A 19,587-nucleotide genomic window follows, 5' to 3' on the forward strand; every position below is an offset into this window, starting at 1 on the left:
ATAAACTTATACTGCTGTTTTAACTTTACGTGCTGGCAGTTTCTCTTTAATACGCGCAGACTTACCTGAACGATCACGCAGGTAATACAGTTTAGCACGTCGCACATCACCGCGGCGCTTCACTTCAATACTGGCGATCAACGGTGAATAGGTCTGGAAAGTACGTTCCACGCCTTCGCCTGAAGAGATTTTACGAACGATGAAAGAGGAATTCAAACCACGGTTGCGTTTTCCGATTACCACACCTTCATAGGCCTGGAGACGTTTACGCTCACCTTCCACTACATTTACGCTCACAATCACGGTATCACCAGGGGCGAATTCCGGAATAGTTTTACCCAAACGAGCAATTTCTTCTTGCTCTAGTTGTTGAATTAAATTCATTTAAAACTCCTTATCATTTACTTATCGGCATCCTGTTCCTGCTTATGATCCGCCTGAAATGCGGCCAGCAGCCCGGATTCCTCTTTTGTTAACTGACGGGCTGCCAATAAATCCGGTCGCCTTAGCCAGGTCCTGCCCAACGCTTGTTTCAAACGCCATTTTTTTATGTGAGCATGATTACCAGACATTAACACTTCCGGTACCGGCTCACCTTGATAAATCTCCGGACGCGTATAGTGCGGATAATCCAGCAATCCATTTACAAAGGAATCCTGTTCCGCCGAATCCGCATCACCTAAAACACCAGGCAATTGTCTGACAATCGCATCAATTACGACCATTGCCGCCAATTCACCACCTGACAAGACATAATCTCCGATAGAGATTTCATCATCCACCTGACGCCTAACAAGTCGTTCATCAACGCCTTCGTAACGCCCTGCCAGAAAAATTAAACCCGATTGAGACACCAACTCCATTACAACTGCATGAGTTAAGTGTCGGCCTTGCGGTGACATATAAATCACTTTCGGCTTTTCTACACCATTTGCAAGCTGCCGCTGTTTAGCTGCTTGCACCGCCTTTTCCATGGGATCTGCCAGCATCACCATACCTGGACCGCCACCATAAGGCCTGTCATCAATTGTTCGGTAATTATCATCAGTAAAATCACGAGGATTCCACAAATGTAACTGGTAGCGGCCCTCTTCCCCGGCGCGGCGCGTAATCCCGAATTGAGATATCGCTTCGAACATCGGAGGGAAAAGCGTTACAACGTCAAATTGCTTAACATCCACTGCACTAATAGTCCGCAGCCCAGTCTACCTTAATCAGATCTTTGGCCAGATCGACTTCCAGAATAACCGACTTCACAAACGGAATAAGACGTTCGCGGTCACCTTTTACCACCAGCACATCACTGGCTCCGGTTTCCAGCAACTCACTGACCTGACCTAATATGTCACCTTGAACATTGACTACACTGCGCCCGATCAGATCGGACCAGTAATATTCATTTTCTTCAGCTTCAGGTAACTGTGCTCTAGGCAATGCGATCTGACTACCTTGCAAAATTTCAGATGCTTCACGGCTCGCGCATCCTTCCAGACTGGCTACCAGCCCTTTGCTATGAACGTCCGCTTCAAGAACTGTATATTCACGCCAGTTTCCCTCTTTTCCCAACCACCATACCGGGTAATCAAGAAGAGAATCCAGCGTTTCAGTATAAGGTTTAACCTTTATCCAACCACGCACGCCGAATGGGGCCGTTACATGCCCCATCACAACCATGCTATCAGGCAGCTGCTTTTGCACCAACACGTTTAACCAGTTTGGCTACCGCATCGGAAAGCTGAGCACCCTGACCTTGCCAATGAGTAAGACGATCCATATTAATACGCAGACCTTCAATGCCTTCTTTAGCCAGCGGGTTATAAAATCCTACACGTTCAATAAATCTTCCGTCACGACGATTACGGGAATCTGCCACAACCAAATTGTAGAACGGACGGTTCTTGGCGCCGCCACGCGCAAGTCTAATCACTACCATAGCTTTGCCTACCCTGAAAAGAGTCAATAAAAAGACAGCGATTTTAAGCTATTTTTGCCACGCTTGGCAAGGCCTGTTTTACCTATCCACTTAAAGAAAAACGATGACTTGGCATAAACAGTGTGTTCAGACGCACATTTTACCGCATGCCCGGTAGCATTCCCTTCATACCACGCATCATTTTGCTCATTCCACCTTTGGACATCATCTTCATCATTTTTTGGGTTTGTCCAAATTGATTCAATAATCGATTGATTTCCTGCACCTGCACTCCTGCACCTGCCGCTATACGGCGTTTACGCGAAGCTTTGAGTATAAGCGGGTGCTGACGTTCTGCAGGGGTCATGGAATTGATAATCCCTTCAATACGGTTAATCGCCTTATCGTCTACTTGCGCCCCCATGGCGGCCTGCCCCAATTGTGCAGGCAATTTATCCATGAATGCGCTCATCCCACCCATTTTTTTCATTTGCAGCAACTGCTGCTTGAAATCTTCCAAATCAAAATCTTTGCCTGACTTGAGCTTTTTCGCCAGTTTTTGAGCTTCTTCCTGATCAACACCGCGCTGCGCTTCTTCAATTAATGAAAGCACATCACCCATACCTAGAATACGGGAAGCCATACGCTCCGGGTGAAATGCTTCCAGGCCAGTCAGCTTTTCCCCTACACCAGCAAACTTGATTGGCTTACCCGTTATATGACGCACCGATAACGCTGCACCACCTCTGGAGTCTCCATCCAGTTTGGTAAGCACTACGCCCGTTAAAGGCAACGCTTCAGAGAATGCTTTCGCTGTGTTGACGGCATCCTGCCCCTGCATGGCATCCACCACAAATAACGTCTCAATTGGCTTCAGTGACGCATGCAATGCTTTTATTTCGTCCATCATGGCCTGATCAATCGCCAAACGACCAGCTGTATCCACAATCAATACATCATGAAAATGCTTGCGGGCATAGTCATGCGCATTTCTTGCAATATCGATCGGCAATTGCCCAACTTCAGAAGGGAAAAAATCCACCCCCAGCTGTCCTGCCAAAGTTTTTAGCTGTTCTATAGCTGCCGGCCTGTATACGTCACAACTGACCAACAATACTTTTTTCTTGTTTTGCTCAAGCAATAGCTTGGCTAACTTACCCGATGTAGTAGTTTTACCTGCGCCTTGCAAACCCGCCATTAAAATGACTGCTGGTGGTGTCGTATTCAAATCCAGAGCATCATTGTGCTCACCCATGAGTCGAGTTAATTCCTGGTGAACAATTCCAATGATTGCCTGGCCGGGAGTCAAACTGGACAAAACATCCTGCCCCATTGCCCGCTCTTTGACATGAGAAATAAATTCTTTCACCACAGGCAATGCGACGTCCGCCTCCAGCAAGGCCATGCGTACTTCTCTAAGCGCATCCTGAACGTTGCTTTCCGTCAGGCGCGACTGCCCGCGTAATGATTTAATGACACCTGAAAGTCGGTTTGTAAGATTATCAAACATAATGCTGAGATTCCTGAGTAATGCCTTCTCGTTTGAGATAGTGTAGACTTATGAGAAACACATAGTTTACATCAGAATGATTCAAACTTTACCGTCCATCGTCACATCCTTATTGTATGCTGCGCTAGGCTTGCACTTTTGGCGCACGCACTGGCACGCAAAAAAACAACCACCTGAAAAATCAGCCTGGGAAAAGTGGGCGCTTCTATCTCCTTTAGTCGTTCACGCTACACTGGTATATCAATCCCTATTTGGGGGCAGTGATTTCAATATGGGCGTAAGCAATGCTGTATCAACCATGGCATTTCTGACTGTTCTTATTTATTGGTTAGCCAGTTTCAGCTATAAGTTTGAAGGTTTACAGGCCTTGGTTCTTCCGATTGCAGCAATCTGTGTGTTGTTGCCAGCGGTATTCCCAGAGAACCATCCCATTCCTTATGCCAATTTCCCGGCCTTTCGCTTTCACTTGCTCATCTCGATGGTTGCCTACAGTCTTTTCACGATTGCGGCACTTCATGCAACGCTGATGACTTTGATAGAACGCCAGTTACATCATGGCTCTCTTCCGTTCATGCTTGCCAATATGCCTCCGCTGCTCACTATGGAAACGCTGCTTTTCAGGATTATTTTCATTGGCTTTATTTTACTGACACTCTCGCTGGGAAGCGGCATGCTTTTCTCTGATGAACTATTTGGTAAACCCATGCCGTTTAACCATAAAACCATTTTTGCAATTATTTCCTGGGGTATTTTTGCTGCACTGCTCAGCGGCAGAAAAATCTATGGGTGGCGCGGTCGCATTGCTGTACGCTGGACAATCAGTGGATTTGCCATGTTATTTTTAGCTTATTTCGGTAGCAAATTTGTTTTGGAAGTGATATTGCACCGTTAAAACACCGTCACAATACCTAATACTTGTTTTCACGAAAAACATGACTTGCGAAATTGGTACCACCCACACTAGAATTCAACCTTCTAGTTACTTAAGGTATTTTCTCCTTGGATGAAATTCCTGTAAGCGTGTTGCTTGGCGCGCTCGTAGTTTTACTGCTTCTTTCTGCATTCTTTTCAACTTCTGAAACCAGCATGATGGCCCTCAACCGCTATCGGTTGAAACGCCTGGTACAACAAGGCCATCGCGGTGCCATCATTACTGCAAAGCTGCTTGCAAAAACTGACAAACTGCTAGGCGTCATTTTATTAGGCAACAATCTGATTAATGCCGCAGCTGCCGCGCTCGTTACGGTTATCAGTTTCCGATTATTTGGTCAGGGTGAATTTGCCCTAACCATGGGGACACTTGCCATTACATTTGCCATTCTCGTGTTCAGCGAAGTTACACCTAAAGTACTGGGCGCAGCATTCCCCGAAAAAATTGCCTTACCTGCAAGCTACGTACTATCCCCTTTACTTAAGCTAGCCTATCCCATTGTATGGTTTATCAATTTGTTTGTTCGCGCTCTGCTCTGGTTAATGCGTCTAAAGCCAGAGCAGAGCGCAGGTGAACATCATTTAGGCATGGAAGAACTTCGTACCATGGTATTGGAAGCCGGACATTTTGTTCCCCAAAAACACAAAAGTATTTTGCTTAATTTATTCGAGCTGGAAAACATCACCGTGGATGATGTCATGATTCCACGTAACCATATTGAAGCCATTAACATCGAAGCACCCACTTCCGTTCTAATAGAACAGCTATCCACCAGTCATCACACGCGCGTACTCGTCTATCAGAATGAGTTAGATAACATCATCGGCATCATTCATGTACGTCGAGTCCTGCATCAGGCACAGGGGGGCGAACTGGACGTCACACTACTTCGCGAAATCCTGCGCGAGCCCTATTTTATTCCAGCCGGCACCCCCCTATTTTCTCAACTTCAGCACTTTCAGGAAAATCAGGAACGCATGGGTCTGGTTGTCGACGAATATGGTGAAATAATGGGTTTAGTGACGCTTGAAGATATTTTAGAAGAAATCGTCGGGGAATTTACCACCCACGCGCCCTCCCAAACGGGCCTTTATCGCAAACAGGAAGATGGCAGTTGGATGGTAGAAGGCAGCAGCATGCTGCGCGACCTGAACCGAAAACTTCAGCTCAAGCTTCCACTTGACGGTCCAAAAACCCTAAATGGCCTGATTCTCGAGCATTTGGAGGATATTCCTGAAGCGGGAACCAGTCTTAAAATTGCCGACCATACTATCGAAATAGTGCAAACCCACGACCGGGTTGTTAAGGTGGTTCGTATCTTTCCACCCGCCCCAGAGAAACAATAGCGTGCCTACAGGCTTTACAAAACAAATTGACAAGTGCATCATTTACTTGTTTTTTAGATTCATCCACTTGGAAAAATAATGGCAGCTGTATCAAGTTCAAGTAATTTAAGTGGTCTTGCTTACGCGCTAGTGCAACATGGCCGTTTACCCAATGCTGATGCCGAAGCCATCCAAAGCCAGGCAAACACAGAGAAAAACAGCTTTGTCGCACAACTCGTTCAAAGCAAAAAACTCAACGCTTATGAGATAGCCGAATTCGCTTCGCTAACTTTTGGTTTCCCGTTGATGGACCTTAATGCTATTGACCAGGATCATTTGCTTAAGGGATTGCTCGACGCCGCATTGATTCAGAAACGCCAGGTGTTGCCATTACAACAACGTGGCACAAAGCTTTATCTTGCCATTTCAGACCCCACTAATTTACAGGCCCTTGATGACGTCAAATTTCAAACCGGACTGACGGTAGAACCCGTTATTGTCGAAAACGACAAATTAAGCAAATTGGTTGAAAGATTCGTCGAATCTTCCGACACCAGCATGAAAGACCTGGTGGCAGAAGACTTTGATGATCTGGATTTTGTTGACGAAGAGGCTGTAAACAAACAGACTGAAGCTGCGAGCGGTGAGGTTGATGATGCTCCGGTAGTCAAGTACCTTCAAAAAATACTGCTGGATGCCATCAATGCAGGTGCATCCGATATCCACTTTGAGCCTTTCGAGAAATATTACCGCATACGCTACCGGATGGATGGTGTGTTATACGAACATGCGCAACCCCCTTTGGCAATCAAAGAAAAAATTTCCTCTCGGATCAAAGTGATTTCCAAGATGGATATCTCGGAAAAGCGGGTGCCGCAAGATGGACGTATGAAACTGGTGCTTTCAAAGAACCGCGCGATTGATTTTCGCGTAAGCACTTTACCAACCTTGTTTGGTGAAAAAATTGTAATGCGTATTTTGGATCCATCCAGTGCAAAATTAGGTATTGATGCGCTGGGTTATGAACCCGACCAAAAAGAAATGCTGATGAATGCGATTCAGCGCCCTTATGGAATGGTACTTGTAACGGGACCAACAGGAAGCGGAAAAACCGTTTCACTTTATACGTGTCTGAATATTTTGAATCAACCTGACAGAAATATTTCTACAGCAGAAGATCCGGCCGAAATTAACTTGCCCGGAATCAACCAGGTCAATGTCAACGACAAGGCTGGACTGACTTTTTCCGCAGCGCTTAAAGCCTTCTTGCGGCAAGATCCAGACATTATCATGGTGGGTGAGATTCGCGACATAGAAACCGCAGAGATTTCCATCAAGGCAGCACAAACCGGTCATATGGTGATGTCTACACTGCATACCAACGATGCGCCTAGCACATTAACCCGACTCATGAATATGGGGGTTGCACCATTTAACATCGCCTCTTCCGTTATTCTGATTACGGCACAACGACTGGCACGTAAACTGTGTAGCTGCAAACAACCTGCCGACATTCCCCGTGAAGCGCTATTACGGGCAGGTTTTACGGAAGAAGACCTGGATGGTTCATGGACTCTGTATGCTCACAAACCGGATGGCTGTGAACTCTGCAAAGGGACTGGATACAAAGGCCGGGTTGGTATATACCAAGTGATGCCAATCACAGATGAAATCAGCCGCATTATTATGAAAAACGGCACGGCCATCGATATTGCTGATCAAGCTAAAATTGAGGGGGTGCGCGACCTCCGCCAATCCGGTTTACTCAAAGTAAAAGCAGGCCTTACTTCTCTCGAAGAAGTTGAAGCCGTTACCAACGAATAAGGAAGCATCCATGGCAACAGCCGCAAAAAAAACAGCCACGAAAGAATTTCCATTTACCTGGGAAGGCGTGGACAAAAAAGGCAAAAAGGTCAAAGGGGATATGATCGCCGCGGGTGAAGCCGTTGTCAAAGTCAATCTGCGTAGACAGGGTGTCACTGTTCTCAAAGTAAAAAAACAAAGTGCTTTGGGTAAAGGCAAGAAAATCACAGAAAAGGATATTGCATTATTCACCCGGCAATTAGCAACAATGATGAAAGCCGGAGTTCCTTTGCTACAAGCTTTTGATATTGTTGCCAAGGGCCATAGCAATCCTGCCGTTCAAAAACTTTTGCTCGACATCAAAGCGGATGTAGAAACAGGCAGCAGCTTGACTCAAGCGTTCGGTAAACACCCCCTTTACTTTGATGCCCTCTATTGCAACTTGGTGAATGCAGGTGAGCAGGCTGGTATTTTAGATACGGTTCTTGAGCGATTAGCCACCTACAGCGAGAAAATTCTCGCGATAAAAGGGAAAATCAAGTCAGCCATGTTTTACCCGATTTCTATCGTTGTAGTGGCATTTGTGATCACTGCTGTAATTATGCTATTTGTAATTCCTGCTTTCAAAGAGCTATTTACAGGTTTTGGCGCCGATCTACCTGCACCCACTTTGGTTGTGATGGCAATTTCTGATTTCTTTATTGCCTACTGGTGGGCTATTTTTGGCAGTATAGGAGGTGGATTGTGGTTCTTCTTCTACACTTGGAAGCGCTCCAAAAAGATGCAACATACAATGGACCGATTACTTCTTAAACTTCCCATTTTTGGAACGCTTCTTGAAAAATCGGCTATTGCACGATGGACCAGAACGCTGTCCACCATGTTTGCGGCTGGCGTTCCCCTAGTTGAAGCTTTAGATTCAGTTGCGGGTGCAGCTGGTAATGTTATCTATTATGACGCTACTAAAAAAATTCAAGGCGAGGTTAGCACTGGCACGAATTTAACCAACGCGATGCAAAACACCAATCTATTTCCCAACATGGTATTACAAATGGTTGCTATTGGAGAGGAATCTGGTGCTTTGGATGGCATGTTAGGTAAAGTTGCTGATTTTTACGAAGCTGAAGTGGATGACATGGTAGATGCTTTGAGCAGCCTGATGGAGCCAATCATTATGGTTGTATTAGGCACATTGATTGGTGGTCTTGTGATTGCCATGTATATGCCTATTTTCAAGATGGGACAGGTTGTTTAAGGAAACATTAGCATCACGTTATCTTCATATTTAGCGAAAGATTTACAAGGGAATTGCGTTTACCCACTGCAATTCCCTGCTAAACCCCACAGCCAGCTTAATTACAACAAGATTATAGCCAAGTCTGTGATTACGGTTGCAGACACAAACATTTCAGCTATTCATTCTAAAAATCAGCTATCAATCAACTTAAATATTCATTGTTAAAACATGCCCTTTCTAGAATTCCTCCAATCATCTCCATCCGCTTTCATCCTTTTGTGCATCATTCTAGGCCTGATGGTTGGCAGTTTTCTGAATGTTGTTATCTACCGACTACCCTTGATGATGCAACGGGATTGGAAAGCACAATGTGCCGATCTAAAAGGGGAAGTTCTACCTGCTCTCCCCCCTTTGACGTTATCCATACCAAGATCAGCTTGCCCATCCTGCGGGCATAAAATCACGGCAGCAGAAAATATTCCGCTTTTGAGTTATTTTTTTCTGCGAGGAAAGTGCTCTCAGTGCCATGCGCCCATCGGAATACGTTATCCTGTAGTCGAACTCATTACTGGCTTATTGTCCGGAATAATGGCTTGGCATTTTGGATTTAGTGCTGCAGGAGTAGCTGCAATAGTTTTTACCTGGGTCTTAATAGCGCTTACCTTCATTGACTTTGACACCCAATTGCTGCCCGACAGCATCACCCTCCCCATGATTTGGGCAGGTTTATTACTCAACCTATGGAATATCTACGTTCCGCTTTCTGCTGCGGTTATTGGTGCCGTTGCAGGTTACCTATCTTTGTGGTCTGTTTATTGGCTATTCAAACTGGCAACTGGCAAAGAAGGCATGGGATTCGGTGATTTCAAACTCCTAGCGCTCATAGGTGCCTGGCTCGGATGGCAGATGCTACCCCTGGTTATCCTGCTTTCCTCCGTAGTAGGCGCTGTAGTGGGCATCAGCCTGATACTCTTCACAAAGCATGGCCGTAACATTCCTATCCCCTTCGGACCATACCTCGCCGGTGGTGGCTTGATCGCCATGCTCTGGGGCCATGATCTGACCCAACTATATTTAGGTACCCTCTAAATTCTGCATGGTTTATACAGTCGGTCTGACAGGTGGCATTGGCTGCGGCAAAAGTAGCGCAGCCCGATTATTTGCCTCCCTGGGCGCGGCGGTGATCGACACAGATGAAATCGCACATCAACTGACAGCCCTCGGCCAACCAGCGCTTGCATCCATTTCAGCTGCCTTCGGAAATCAATATTTTCATTCAGATGGCAACCTTGACCGCGCTCGAATGCGGCAGCTTATATTTTCTGATCAGACAGCGAAGATCAAACTGGAAAATATTCTTCACCCGCTAATCAAACAACAAGCAATGAATGCACTTAGTGAGTGCACCGCCCCTTACGCTCTGATTGTTGTGCCCCTGCTTCTGGAAACAGGCAATTATGATGAACTGATCCAGCGCAAATTGCTTGTTGACTGCACGGAAGAACAACAAATATCGAGAACAATGGCGCGTAGTAAGTTGACTGTCCAAGAGGTCCAAGCCATCATGGCTACTCAAATCCCCCGGAACGAACGCTTAGCCTTGGCAGATGACATCATCACGAACACCGGTGAGTTTAGCAGCATGCAAACGCAGGTCTTACAATTACACGAAACCTATCTTCAAGCCACAAAATAAAGCTGGCAACTAGTACATATCAACCAGCAGTTTTCCATTAATAATCATTCTGTTTTAGAACAAACATGATTTTATTTGTCAAATAGCGTTGAATCCGTCAGAATTGGCGTATTCATGATGAATTTATTCATCTGCCTGCTTATGATAGAACTTTGCCCGCCAAAATAAACTGTGATTAGCTACGAATATCCACTCAATGAACGAATTCGCACCTTGCTTCGGCTTGAGAATTTGTATGAAAAAGTTCATTACTTTTATGCCAAAAATGATGGGGCTGAGCACCATGTCGCATTGCTTGTGCTATTTGAAATTCTCGAAGTTGCCAGCCGTGCAGATTTAAAATCTGATTTACTACAAGAATTAGACAGACAAAAACACATTCTGGAAGCGCTGAGAAACAACCCTGCAATTGCTGAGGACGCGTTGGAAGACGTGCTACAGAACATTGAAAGAACCAGCGCCAACCTGCTTAAAGTAGCAGGGAAAGTCGGGCATCATATGCGTGAAAATGAATGGTTGATGAGCATCAAGCAACGTTCAGGTATACCAGGCGGCGTATGTGAATTTGACCTGCCTTCCTACCATTTCTGGTTAAATCTGCCTCCTGAAAACCGGAAACAGGATCTTGCCGAATGGTTAGAACCATTTTTGCCTATTTACGACGGATTAAGTATCGTGCTCCGACTTTTGCGTGACAGTGGCAAATCAAGTAGCTATATTGCGCTTCAAGGTATATTCCAGCAAATGCTGGCAGGCAGCAAACTGGCGCAAATGCTGCGAATTACACTTCCGCATGATATACCCTGTATTCCAGAAATTAGCGCCAACAAATACGCTTTGAACATTCGTTTTACCACGCCTGACGTAGATCAACGACCTAAAGTATGCGAAATGGACATTGACTTCAAACTCACCTTTTGCAACCTTTGATTACATTCAGACATGTCATCCCATACGAAAACAGTCACTTCATGCCCTGTTTGCAAAAAAACCCTTATATGGAGCACTGAAAATCCATACCGCCCTTTTTGCTCAGAAAGATGTAAGGCTATTGACCTCGGGAATTGGGCAAACGAAGATTACCGCATCCCTGTTGAAGAACCTAACGAACTCAAAGATACCCCTTATGATGACGAATAACTTTTCAACCTTCTTGCAACCATTTCATTCTCATCGCTTCTTTAAAGCAGCGATGCTTTGCACATTATTATTTTCTGGAAGCAACGCACTGGCTAAAAGTGACAACCTTACCGTCAGTAAGGCATGGGTTCGCGCTACAGTTCCAGGGCAGGAAGTAAGTGGCGCTTTTATGGACCTGACCAGCAAAACCAATGCTCGACTCATTAAGGCTGAGAGTCCAGTTGCAGAGATCGTGGAAATTCACAGCATGTCTATGCAGAATGGCGTAATGAACATGCGCGAAATCAAGGAACTGGATTTACCTGCTGGCAAAACCATCCAGTTAGCACCCGGAGGTTTTCATATCATGCTAATCAACCTGTCCAAGCAGCTAAAAGCGGGAGACTCTATCCCAATTAAGCTAACAATCAAGGAGGCAGGTAACACTGATTCCGTGATCAGCATTGACGCCAAGGTAAAGTGACGTTGACCTGAGCTAGTCCAGCCAAGTTAAAACATTTAACTTCAAGTTGAAAATGGAATAAACACCATTCGCTGATCTAGTTCCAAAATCAGCATCCAGTCACGTCGGCCAGCAACGCAAACAGGCAGTATTACCTTGGCCTCCCACGCATTTTTCTGTACTTGCTTTAGCCGGTATTTGGTTGGCCCCATTTCCATCCCTTCCATCTTAAAATCAGCATACACTGACTGCATTTCTGACGCTGTCATGGTTATCATAAAAGGCTTTAGCGCACTAGGGGGCTCAGAGAATTTAACGACCAAATTTTGGCCATTCAGCACGATCTTGCATCCCTGAAGCAAATCAGTACATTTTTCCAATTTTGATTTTGTCTGGGGAGGCGTTTGCAGAAATTGGTAGAACATCAATCCAGCCAGGGCAGCCATCATGATTGCAACCGATAGTGTTTTCACCCTGCCTGCACCTGCTTTCATTAATCACTGTCCTTCCATACACTACGCAACATTGCTATACCATGAGCACCATAGTGCCAGGCAGTGACCAAATCAGCTGGCTCCAAACCACCTAATGCATAAACAGGCATAGGAAGATCCTTAATGACCTCACCAAAAGTTGCCCATCCTAAAACCGGATTATCTGGATGACTAAGCGTAGGCAAAACTGGCCCGAATAATACATAATCCAGATTCAACGCTGCTGCACGTTCCAACTCTTCTTGATTATGGCAGGAAGCACCGATTAAACCGACATCCGGCCTCACTTCAACTTGCATCAACTGCTGAGAAGTCAGATGAACCCCATCTGCCCCCACCTTTGCTGCAAGTGCCACATCACTATTGACCACCACCTTAGCGCCATAAGTTTTGCCAAGCGAAACCACGTCTGCCGCAAAACTGGCAAGCTCATCGGCAGTCATTTGTTTTTCACGTACCTGCACGATTTTCAAGCCGGATTTTAACGCTGATTCCAAACGTACCAGAAAGCCCTCTTTACCCAACTCAGCAGCATTGCTGATTCCGTAGACTACAGGGAGAGAGAGGGCCTGCAACACAGGTCCGTTGGCTGGCAATAACGGGGCAACATTCACTGCATCGCTATACAGCCAGGAGAATGCCTGATTTTCGTGGGGATAGGGTTCACCCTGCCACTGTGTTACACGGTAAAAATGTAATTTAACCAGCGCATGTGGGTAGGAAAAAATTTGCGTTATCCAGGGATAGGCATGCGTAACCTGTATCCCCAGTTCTTCCTGAATTTCTCGCACCAGCGCTTCGTAGACGCTTTCACCCAGCTCAACTTTTCCTCCAGGGAATTCCCAATAACCCGCATAAGGTTTTCCTTCCGGTCGCTGGGCAAGCAGAAACTTTCCATCTTCATACACAATGACAGCAACGGCAACATCGACCAACTTTCTCTTCTCACTCATGAACGCCCGGTGATTTGTTGCTGCCCTGCCCAGTCTCGTGCAAATTGCCAAGCCACCCGACCACTGCGCGATCCACGTGTAAGCGCCCACTGCAGCGCAGCCCTATGTAACATATCGATGTTTTTCGAATCTGCTTGAAGATAAGCCACCCAGTAATCTACTATTTTCAGATATTCATCTTGCGTAAAAGGATAGAATGACACCCATAAACCAAAGCGCTCTGACAAGGAGATTTTTTCCTCTACCGCCTCTCCGGGATGAATTTCCGATCCCACGTGCCGTGCAACTAAATTCTCCTCCATATACTCCGGCATCAGATGGCGGCGATTGGAAGTCGCATAAATCAATACATTCTCTGATGTTGCGGCAATAGAGCCATCCAGCACAACTTTTAATGCTTTATAACCAGGCTCTTCTGCCTCAAAAGACAGATCATCACAAAAAATCAGAAATCGCTCAGAGCGATTACAAATCTGTTCCACAATTTCAGGCAGATCAATCAAATCATGCTTTTCAACTTCAATCAACCTTAATCCCTTAGTTGCAAATTTATTGAGCACTGCTTTGACCAAGGAAGATTTACCTGTTCCATGCGCACCGGTCAGCAAAACATTATTTGCCGGCAATCTCTGCACAAATTGACGAGTATTGCGTTCAATCAGTTTTTTCTGATCATCGATATCCTGCAAATCCTTGAGAAAAATCCGATGGGGCTGGCTAACGGGCTGAATAAACCCTACCCCATTTCGCTTACGCCAGCGAAATGCAATAGATGCGGCCCAGTCCGTCTCGCCAGGTAAATGGGGCATACATTGCTCCAGGCGGGTAAGCAGAGATTCTGCTTTGGCTATCAAATTTACAAAATCAGTCATTCAGTCAAATTATCAGGGAGTTTAAAAACTTATTATTTAAACAATAAGCAGCTTCATGGAACGCGAGAGCAACCTTACGCCGGGCCTAGCTCCGATATTCCGCATTGATTTTTACATAGTCATAAGAAAAATCGCATGTCCATACGGTAGTTTCTGCTGATCCTCTGTTGAGCACCACTCGAATAGTTATTTCATCCTGTTTCATAATTCTTTGTCCATCGGCTTCCTGGTAACTCAGCGCGCGACCGCCATTCTCCACAACCAGCACATCTCCCAGATAAAGCGAAATGCGATTAACATCTAGATCAGCAATACCCGCATAACCGATAGCAGCCAGTATTCGCCCCAGATTAGGATCAGAAGCAAAAAATGCCGTTTTGACCAGTGGTGAGTGAGCAATCGCATACGCTACCTTCGTGCATTCCGCCTCGTTATGCCCACTTTCGATATTGATCGTCATGAATTTAGTTGCCCCCTCCCCATCGCGCACAATCGCCTGGGCAAGAAAAGTAGCCACGTCTGTTACCGCAGCCTGAAGCGCAATGAATTCATGACTTCCCGGATCCGTAATCTCTGGCATTTCAGCCGCGCCAGAGGCGATTAAAATCAACGAGTCATTGGTCGAAGTATCCCCATCGACGGTTATACGATTAAAAGAACGTTTTACCGCATGGTGCAACATGGTTTCCAACATTGCCTTGCTAACGACTGCATCTGTTGCGATATAGCCTAACATTGTCGCCATATTGGGGTGAATCATCCCAGAGCCCTTGGCAATACCTGTAATCGTAATCGCAACGCCGTTCAACTGGATCTGTTTTGAAATCGCTTTGGGTAAAATATCTGTAGTCATTATTGCCTGCGCTGCATTGAACCAATTATCTTCGCGCAAATCGGCAACACTTGCTGGCAAACCCGCTACAATTTTTTCAATCGGCAGCGGTTCCATAATGACACCCGTTGAAAAAGGTAAAACCTGCGTTGACTCACAACCCAGCAATTTTGCCACTTCGTCGCAAGTGCGCTTCGTTCTCGCCAGCCCTTCTTCGCCAGTTCCTGCATTCGCATTTCCTGTATTCACCACTAAAGCTTTAACAGGTAATTTTGAGTGTAAGTGCTCACGTGATACCAGCACAGGCGCAGCGCAAAAGCGGTTCTGAGTAAAGACCCCTGCTATTTTTGCTTGATCACTCACAGTAATCAACAATAAATCCTTGCGATTCGGTTTTTTGATACTGGCTTCTGCAACTCCCAAAGACACCCCTTTAACAGGTGCGAGTTGTTCTGATTTAAGAGGTTCGAGATTAACTGGCATATATATTCCGATAGAGATTTTTCAAATACGATCAATCTATTTTAAACCAAAACTGGCTATGTAGTTTAACCGCTAAAAAACGGAGTGAAAGTGCGCAATAAAAAAGCGGGAATAAATTCCCGCTTTTTTATAATGACGCTTTAAAATTCTTGATCAGCGAATTTCAACTCACCCCATTAATTTAATTTCCCATGACACTGTTTATATTTTTTGCCAGAGCCACAAGGGCAAGGATCATTTCGCCCTACCTTGTCTCCCTCGCGAACAACCGTTTGCTGTGAAACTTCTGCCTCATCGGTACCAGCCAAAGCATCTTCATAGTCTGCATGGTGATATTGCACATTTTCAAGCTCGCTAGGTTCCACCGCCTCGACATCTTCTTCACTACGAACCTGAACAGTCATTACCAGCTTGGTTACTTCATACTTGATTGTTTCAAGCATACTTGAGAACAACTCAAACGCTTCACGCTTATATTCCTGCTTTGGATTCTTCTGCGCGTAACCACGCAAATGTATCCCCTGACGCAAATGATCCAATGCCGCCAAATGCTCGCGCCAATGATTATCCAAGCCCTGCAGCATGACAGCACGTTCAAAATGATGCATGACTTCAGGACCGACTTTCTCCAGTTTTGCCTGATATTGGGTATGGGCAGCCTCAATGATACGCTGGCGCAATCCTTCTTCGTTTAAACTGGATTCTTTGTCCAGCCAATCCTGCAAGGGTAATTGCAACTGAAATTCTGAAGCGAGCACTTTTTCCAGATCAGCCACTTCCCACTCTTCTTCCATACTATGTGGAACAATGTGTTGACTGATCAGATCGAGAATAACGTTTTCACGCATATCGCGAATTGTTTCGGAGATATCCTGTACTTCCAGCAGTTCATTGCGCTGCTGATAAATTACACGACGCTGATCATTGGAAACATCATCGTATTCCAGTAATTGCTTACGCATATCAAAGTTACGTGCTTCAACTTTTCGCTGTGCATTTTCAATCGCACGGGTTACCCACGGATGTTCAATTGCTTCACCCTCAGGCATTTTCAGGCGATCCATAATGGATGCCACGCGATCAGAAGCAAATATTCTGAGCAATGGATCTTCTAGCGACAAATAGAACCGACTGGATCCCTGATCACCCTGTCTACCAGCCCGACCGCGCAACTGGTTATCAACACGACGAGACTCGTGCCGCTCAGTTCCAATAATGTGCAGCCCACCTAATTCCAACACCTGGTCATGAATCTTTTTCCATTCATCCTTGATCATTTTTACTGCGCTATCTTTTTGCTCTGCTGATAGCTTTTCATCTTCACGGACTTTTTCCAAATCAGCTTCGATACTACCACCCAGTACAATGTCCGTACCACGACCGGCCATATTTGTTGCAATAGTGATCATTTTAGGACGGCCAGCCTGGGCGACAATTTCAGCTTCCCTTGCGTGCTGTTTCGCATTAAGCACCTGGTGAGGAATTTTTTCTTTATTCAGCAATGAAGAAAGATATTCGTTTGTTTCAATGGATGTTGTACCAACCAACACTGGCTGCCCACTTGTGTAGCAAGCTTTAATATCGTTAATGACTGCCTGGTATTTCTCTCCGGTGGTACGGTAAACCTGATCCATTCGATCTTCCCGCACCATAGGGCGATGCGTTGGAATAACTACCGTTTCCAAGCCATAGATTTGCTGGAATTCATACGCTTCGGTATCTGCCGTACCAGTCATACCGGATAATTTCTCGTACATACGGAAATAATTCTGGAATGTGATGGAAGCGAGCGTCTGGTTTTCCTTAAGGATTGCCACTCCTTCCTTAGCTTCCACAGCCTGATGCAAACCATCAGACCAACGTCGCCCGGACATTAAACGACCGGAAAACTCATCCACAATAACTACTTCACCTTCCTGCACCACGTAGTGTTGATTAAGGTGATACAGTGAATGTGCACGTAATGCCGCGTAAACATGATGCATCAGGTTGATGTTAGCTGCATCGTATAAGCTGCTGCCTGGCAGAAGTAACCCTGCTTCCACAAGCAAATCTTCAGCATGTTCATGCCCTTCTTCTGTCAGCAGAACCTGATGCGCTTTTTCATCTACACTGTAATCACCCGGACCATCTTCAGCTTCTTGTTTGACTAGCTTGGGCGCTAATTTATTGACACTGATATAAAGATCAATATTGTCATCCGCCTGTCCTGAAATAATCAACGGCGTACGTGCTTCATCAATCAGAATAGAGTCCACCTCGTCGATGATGCCGTAATGCAAACTGCGTTGCACACGTTCAGAGGGCTGGAACACCATATTGTCACGCAGGTAATCAAAACCAAATTCGTTATTGGTACCGTAGGTAATGTCTGCAGCATAGGCTTGCTGTTTTTCTTCGTGAGACATTTGAGAAAGATTGACACCGACGGAAAGCCCAAGAAAGTTATGAACACGCCCCATCCAGCCCGCATCCCGTTTCGCGAGATAATCATTCACGGTTACCACATGCACACCTTTGCCAGTGATGGCATTCAGGTACGCAGGCAATGTTGACACCAGCGTTTTACCTTCACCGGTACGCATTTCAGCAATTTTTCCGTAATGGAGCACCATGCCACCAATCATCTGCACATCGTAGTGGCGCATTGATAGCACTCGACTACTTGCCTCTCTCACCACAGCAAAAGCTTCGGGCAGTAGCGCATCAAGCGCTTCGCCGTTTTGATAACGCTGTTTGAATACATCTGTTTTCGCTCGCAACTCATCGTCTGTGAGTTTCGCTATTTCCGGCTCCAGCGCGTTAATGACGCGAACCTTTTGCATGTATTGCTTGACCAGCCGCTCATTGCGACTACCGAAAACTTTTTTAAGCAGATTGGATAACATGTATCTTCTTGATATTTATCTTATAAAATTATGAGGCGCCAGGCTTCAAGTGTTTATAACACCAAAAACCTCACGCCTCATGCACACACCGGACCTTTCAGTCACCTGAGGTGAGTCTACAATTCCCTAATTCGCTGCCTGCAAAAACCGAGCCGGGTTTTGCGCCACACCTTTAAAACGTACTTCAAAATGCAAATGCGGGCCGGTTGAGCGCCCAGTGCTGCCTACTTTGGCAATCTGCTGGCCTTTCAACACAACATCACCCAACTTAACCAACCGTTGGGAAGCATGTGCATAGCGACTTACCAAACCATTCCCGTGGTCAATCTCGACCATATTACCATAGTCATGATGATAATCCGAGTAGACCACAATCCCTGCGGCTGCGGCCTTTATCGGGGCGCCAGTCTCAGCAGAAAAATCAATGCCTTCATGCATTGATTTTTTGCCCGTAAATGGATCGATACGAAATCCAAAATCCGATGAATGCCATTCAGTCGCAACAGGCGCTGCAGAAGGAAGCCTGATTTCCTTCTGATATTCTTTGGACAGCAGAGCATCCAAAACAGCCAAACGGTCAGATCGATCCACTATTTTCGAGGATAATTGTTGCAATTGATCACTTACTTCAGCTGGCGACAAGTCGCCCAGCGTTTGCGATGGAATGGCCCCACCTTGCCCGGGGGATTGCTGAAAGTTAAATTCCTGAGGCTTTAAACCGGCGGTTTTAGAAAGCCTTTCACCCAAAGCATCCAAACGAAACATCTGCGCCTGCATCTTTCCTACCCGAACTGCCAGCGAACTCAAATCATCTTTAAAATACGCAGCTTTATTTGGCTGTGGCATTGAAATGGGAAAGAATGATTGCAAGAATGGACTTTTGATATCCACAGCAATATGCAAAGAAAAATAATATAATGAAGTTGCAAGCAATACAGGGAACACTAAAAATAGTGATGCCGCAGCAAGTGTGACTTGCGCCTTGTTCAACTGTATTGTTCGACTTTTTCCTAATGAATTGGAAACAAGAATAATATTCATTGCCCCACCTTATCCTTATATAGTGCAC

At 45.6% G+C, this 19,587-nt stretch carries 20 protein-coding genes; 9 read left to right on the forward strand and 11 right to left on the reverse strand.

Translation table 11 applies throughout. The annotated features are described in order from the left end of the window. Window positions 1-6 precede the first annotated feature (6 nt). The 5 genes from rplS to ffh form a co-directional block, all read right to left on the reverse strand. The gene (gene rplS / locus EDC63_RS14185; RefSeq protein WP_124944854.1) at window positions 7-384 is read right to left on the reverse strand and encodes a 50S ribosomal protein L19; all 378 of its coding nucleotides are present in this window, start codon (window positions 382-384) and stop codon (window positions 7-9) included. A gap of 17 nt (window positions 385-401) precedes the next feature. Beyond that, window positions 402-1,181 carry a tRNA (guanosine(37)-N1)-methyltransferase TrmD gene (gene trmD, locus EDC63_RS14190; RefSeq protein ID WP_223248138.1) on the reverse strand — a complete coding sequence of 260 codons (780 nt, stop codon included), beginning with the start codon at window positions 1,179-1,181 and terminating at the stop codon, window positions 402-404. A gap of 4 nt (window positions 1,182-1,185) precedes the next feature. Next, window positions 1,186-1,698 carry a ribosome maturation factor RimM gene (rimM, locus tag EDC63_RS14195; protein WP_306307875.1) on the reverse strand — a complete coding sequence of 171 codons (513 nt, stop codon included), beginning with the start codon at window positions 1,696-1,698 and terminating at the stop codon, window positions 1,186-1,188. Continuing rightward, a complete protein-coding gene (gene rpsP / locus EDC63_RS14200; protein WP_124944853.1) occupies window positions 1,679-1,933 on the reverse strand; it encodes a 30S ribosomal protein S16 in 255 nt (84 codons plus the stop codon). Before rpsP ends, rimM begins: the two co-directional genes overlap by 20 nt. A gap of 139 nt (window positions 1,934-2,072) precedes the next feature. Continuing rightward, on the reverse strand, window positions 2,073-3,422 hold the full coding sequence (gene ffh / locus EDC63_RS14205) for a signal recognition particle protein (protein WP_124944852.1): 1,350 nt from the start codon (window positions 3,420-3,422) through the stop codon (window positions 2,073-2,075). A 76-nt stretch (window positions 3,423-3,498) separates the two neighbouring features. On the opposite strand from ffh, the gene EDC63_RS14210 reads away from it, so the two are divergent. The 9 genes from EDC63_RS14210 to EDC63_RS14250 all read left to right on the forward strand — a co-directional run bounded on the left by EDC63_RS14210 (window position 3,499) and on the right by EDC63_RS14250 (window position 12,017). Beyond that, on the forward strand, window positions 3,499-4,314 hold the full coding sequence (locus EDC63_RS14210; RefSeq protein WP_124944851.1) for a cytochrome C assembly family protein: 816 nt from the start codon (window positions 3,499-3,501) through the stop codon (window positions 4,312-4,314). A 107-nt stretch (window positions 4,315-4,421) separates the two neighbouring features. Continuing rightward, window positions 4,422-5,699 carry an HlyC/CorC family transporter gene (locus EDC63_RS14215; RefSeq protein WP_124944850.1) on the forward strand — a complete coding sequence of 426 codons (1,278 nt, stop codon included), beginning with the start codon at window positions 4,422-4,424 and terminating at the stop codon, window positions 5,697-5,699. Between the two features lie 78 nt (window positions 5,700-5,777). Further along, the gene (gene pilB / locus EDC63_RS14220) at window positions 5,778-7,502 is read left to right on the forward strand and encodes a type IV-A pilus assembly ATPase PilB (protein ID WP_124944849.1); all 1,725 of its coding nucleotides are present in this window, start codon (window positions 5,778-5,780) and stop codon (window positions 7,500-7,502) included. A gap of 10 nt (window positions 7,503-7,512) precedes the next feature. Further along, window positions 7,513-8,736: a type II secretion system F family protein gene (locus EDC63_RS14225; RefSeq protein WP_124944848.1), complete on the forward strand. Its 1,224-nt coding sequence runs from the start codon at window positions 7,513-7,515 to the stop codon at window positions 8,734-8,736. Between the two features lie 210 nt (window positions 8,737-8,946). After that, window positions 8,947-9,807 carry a prepilin peptidase gene (locus EDC63_RS14230; protein WP_124944847.1) on the forward strand — a complete coding sequence of 287 codons (861 nt, stop codon included), beginning with the start codon at window positions 8,947-8,949 and terminating at the stop codon, window positions 9,805-9,807. A 7-nt stretch (window positions 9,808-9,814) separates the two neighbouring features. Continuing rightward, window positions 9,815-10,414 carry a dephospho-CoA kinase gene (gene coaE, locus EDC63_RS14235; RefSeq protein ID WP_124944846.1) on the forward strand — a complete coding sequence of 200 codons (600 nt, stop codon included), beginning with the start codon at window positions 9,815-9,817 and terminating at the stop codon, window positions 10,412-10,414. A 171-nt stretch (window positions 10,415-10,585) separates the two neighbouring features. Then, window positions 10,586-11,344: a cell division protein ZapD gene (zapD, locus tag EDC63_RS14240; RefSeq protein ID WP_124944845.1), complete on the forward strand. Its 759-nt coding sequence runs from the start codon at window positions 10,586-10,588 to the stop codon at window positions 11,342-11,344. A gap of 12 nt (window positions 11,345-11,356) precedes the next feature. After that, window positions 11,357-11,554: a DNA gyrase inhibitor YacG gene (locus tag EDC63_RS14245; protein ID WP_124944844.1), complete on the forward strand. Its 198-nt coding sequence runs from the start codon at window positions 11,357-11,359 to the stop codon at window positions 11,552-11,554. Continuing rightward, on the forward strand, window positions 11,541-12,017 hold the full coding sequence (locus tag EDC63_RS14250; RefSeq protein WP_124944843.1) for a copper chaperone PCu(A)C: 477 nt from the start codon (window positions 11,541-11,543) through the stop codon (window positions 12,015-12,017). The genes EDC63_RS14245 and EDC63_RS14250 overlap by 14 nt, the downstream gene beginning before the upstream one ends. Before the next feature lie 41 nt (window positions 12,018-12,058). Here EDC63_RS14250 and EDC63_RS14255 read toward each other — a convergent pair whose 3' ends face one another. The 6 genes from EDC63_RS14255 to EDC63_RS14280 all read right to left on the reverse strand — a co-directional run bounded on the left by EDC63_RS14255 (window position 12,059) and on the right by EDC63_RS14280 (window position 19,559). Continuing rightward, entirely contained in the window at window positions 12,059-12,490 is a 432-nt protein-coding gene (locus EDC63_RS14255; RefSeq protein WP_124944842.1) for a hypothetical protein, read from the reverse strand. Then, window positions 12,490-13,443: a Nudix family hydrolase gene (locus EDC63_RS14260; protein ID WP_124944841.1), complete on the reverse strand. Its 954-nt coding sequence runs from the start codon at window positions 13,441-13,443 to the stop codon at window positions 12,490-12,492. The genes EDC63_RS14255 and EDC63_RS14260 overlap by 1 nt, the downstream gene beginning before the upstream one ends. Then, window positions 13,440-14,315, reverse strand: a complete 876-nt coding sequence (locus EDC63_RS14265) for an ATP-binding protein (RefSeq protein ID WP_124944840.1) — start codon at window positions 14,313-14,315, stop codon at window positions 13,440-13,442. The genes EDC63_RS14260 and EDC63_RS14265 overlap by 4 nt, the downstream gene beginning before the upstream one ends. Before the next feature lie 85 nt (window positions 14,316-14,400). Further along, window positions 14,401-15,630, reverse strand: coding sequence for a bifunctional glutamate N-acetyltransferase/amino-acid acetyltransferase ArgJ (gene argJ / locus EDC63_RS14270; protein ID WP_124944839.1), 1,230 nt, complete (start codon window positions 15,628-15,630; stop codon window positions 14,401-14,403). A gap of 176 nt (window positions 15,631-15,806) precedes the next feature. Further along, the gene (gene secA, locus EDC63_RS14275) at window positions 15,807-18,518 is read right to left on the reverse strand and encodes a preprotein translocase subunit SecA (protein WP_124944838.1); all 2,712 of its coding nucleotides are present in this window, start codon (window positions 18,516-18,518) and stop codon (window positions 15,807-15,809) included. Window positions 18,519-18,644: 126 nt separating this feature from the next. After that, window positions 18,645-19,559, reverse strand: coding sequence for a M23 family metallopeptidase (locus EDC63_RS14280; protein WP_124944837.1), 915 nt, complete (start codon window positions 19,557-19,559; stop codon window positions 18,645-18,647). Window positions 19,560-19,587 lie beyond the last annotated feature (28 nt).

Origin of the sequence: Sulfurirhabdus autotrophica, assembly GCF_004346685.1 — a bacterium.
Lineage (GTDB): Bacteria > Pseudomonadota > Gammaproteobacteria > Burkholderiales > SMCO01 > Sulfurirhabdus > Sulfurirhabdus autotrophica.

Excerpts from the sequence above, each read along its gene's own strand:
- EDC63_RS14210 (WP_124944851.1), top strand. The coding sequence starts at position 3,499 with ATGATTCAAACTTTACCGTCCATCGTCACATCCTTATTGTATGCTGCG.
- coaE (WP_124944846.1), top strand. The coding sequence starts at position 9,815 with ATGGTTTATACAGTCGGTCTGACAGGTGGCATTGGCTGCGGCAAAAGT.
- secA (WP_124944838.1), bottom strand. The coding sequence starts at position 18,518 with ATGTTATCCAATCTGCTTAAAAAAGTTTTCGGTAGTCGCAATGAGCGG.
- EDC63_RS14225 (WP_124944848.1), top strand. The coding sequence starts at position 7,513 with ATGGCAACAGCCGCAAAAAAAACAGCCACGAAAGAATTTCCATTTACC.
- EDC63_RS14260 (WP_124944841.1), bottom strand. The coding sequence starts at position 13,443 with ATGAGTGAGAAGAGAAAGTTGGTCGATGTTGCCGTTGCTGTCATTGTG.
- EDC63_RS14250 (WP_124944843.1), top strand. The coding sequence starts at position 11,541 with ATGATGACGAATAACTTTTCAACCTTCTTGCAACCATTTCATTCTCAT.
- rpsP (WP_124944853.1), bottom strand. The coding sequence starts at position 1,933 with ATGGTAGTGATTAGACTTGCGCGTGGCGGCGCCAAGAACCGTCCGTTC.
- EDC63_RS14280 (WP_124944837.1), bottom strand. The coding sequence starts at position 19,559 with ATGAATATTATTCTTGTTTCCAATTCATTAGGAAAAAGTCGAACAATA.
- pilB (WP_124944849.1), top strand. The coding sequence starts at position 5,778 with ATGGCAGCTGTATCAAGTTCAAGTAATTTAAGTGGTCTTGCTTACGCG.
- EDC63_RS14230 (WP_124944847.1), top strand. The coding sequence starts at position 8,947 with ATGCCCTTTCTAGAATTCCTCCAATCATCTCCATCCGCTTTCATCCTT.
- EDC63_RS14245 (WP_124944844.1), top strand. The coding sequence starts at position 11,357 with ATGTCATCCCATACGAAAACAGTCACTTCATGCCCTGTTTGCAAAAAA.
- ffh (WP_124944852.1), bottom strand. The coding sequence starts at position 3,422 with ATGTTTGATAATCTTACAAACCGACTTTCAGGTGTCATTAAATCATTA.
- rplS (WP_124944854.1), bottom strand. The coding sequence starts at position 384 with ATGAATTTAATTCAACAACTAGAGCAAGAAGAAATTGCTCGTTTGGGT.
- argJ (WP_124944839.1), bottom strand. The coding sequence starts at position 15,630 with ATGCCAGTTAATCTCGAACCTCTTAAATCAGAACAACTCGCACCTGTT.
- EDC63_RS14255 (WP_124944842.1), bottom strand. The coding sequence starts at position 12,490 with ATGAAAGCAGGTGCAGGCAGGGTGAAAACACTATCGGTTGCAATCATG.
- EDC63_RS14265 (WP_124944840.1), bottom strand. The coding sequence starts at position 14,315 with ATGACTGATTTTGTAAATTTGATAGCCAAAGCAGAATCTCTGCTTACC.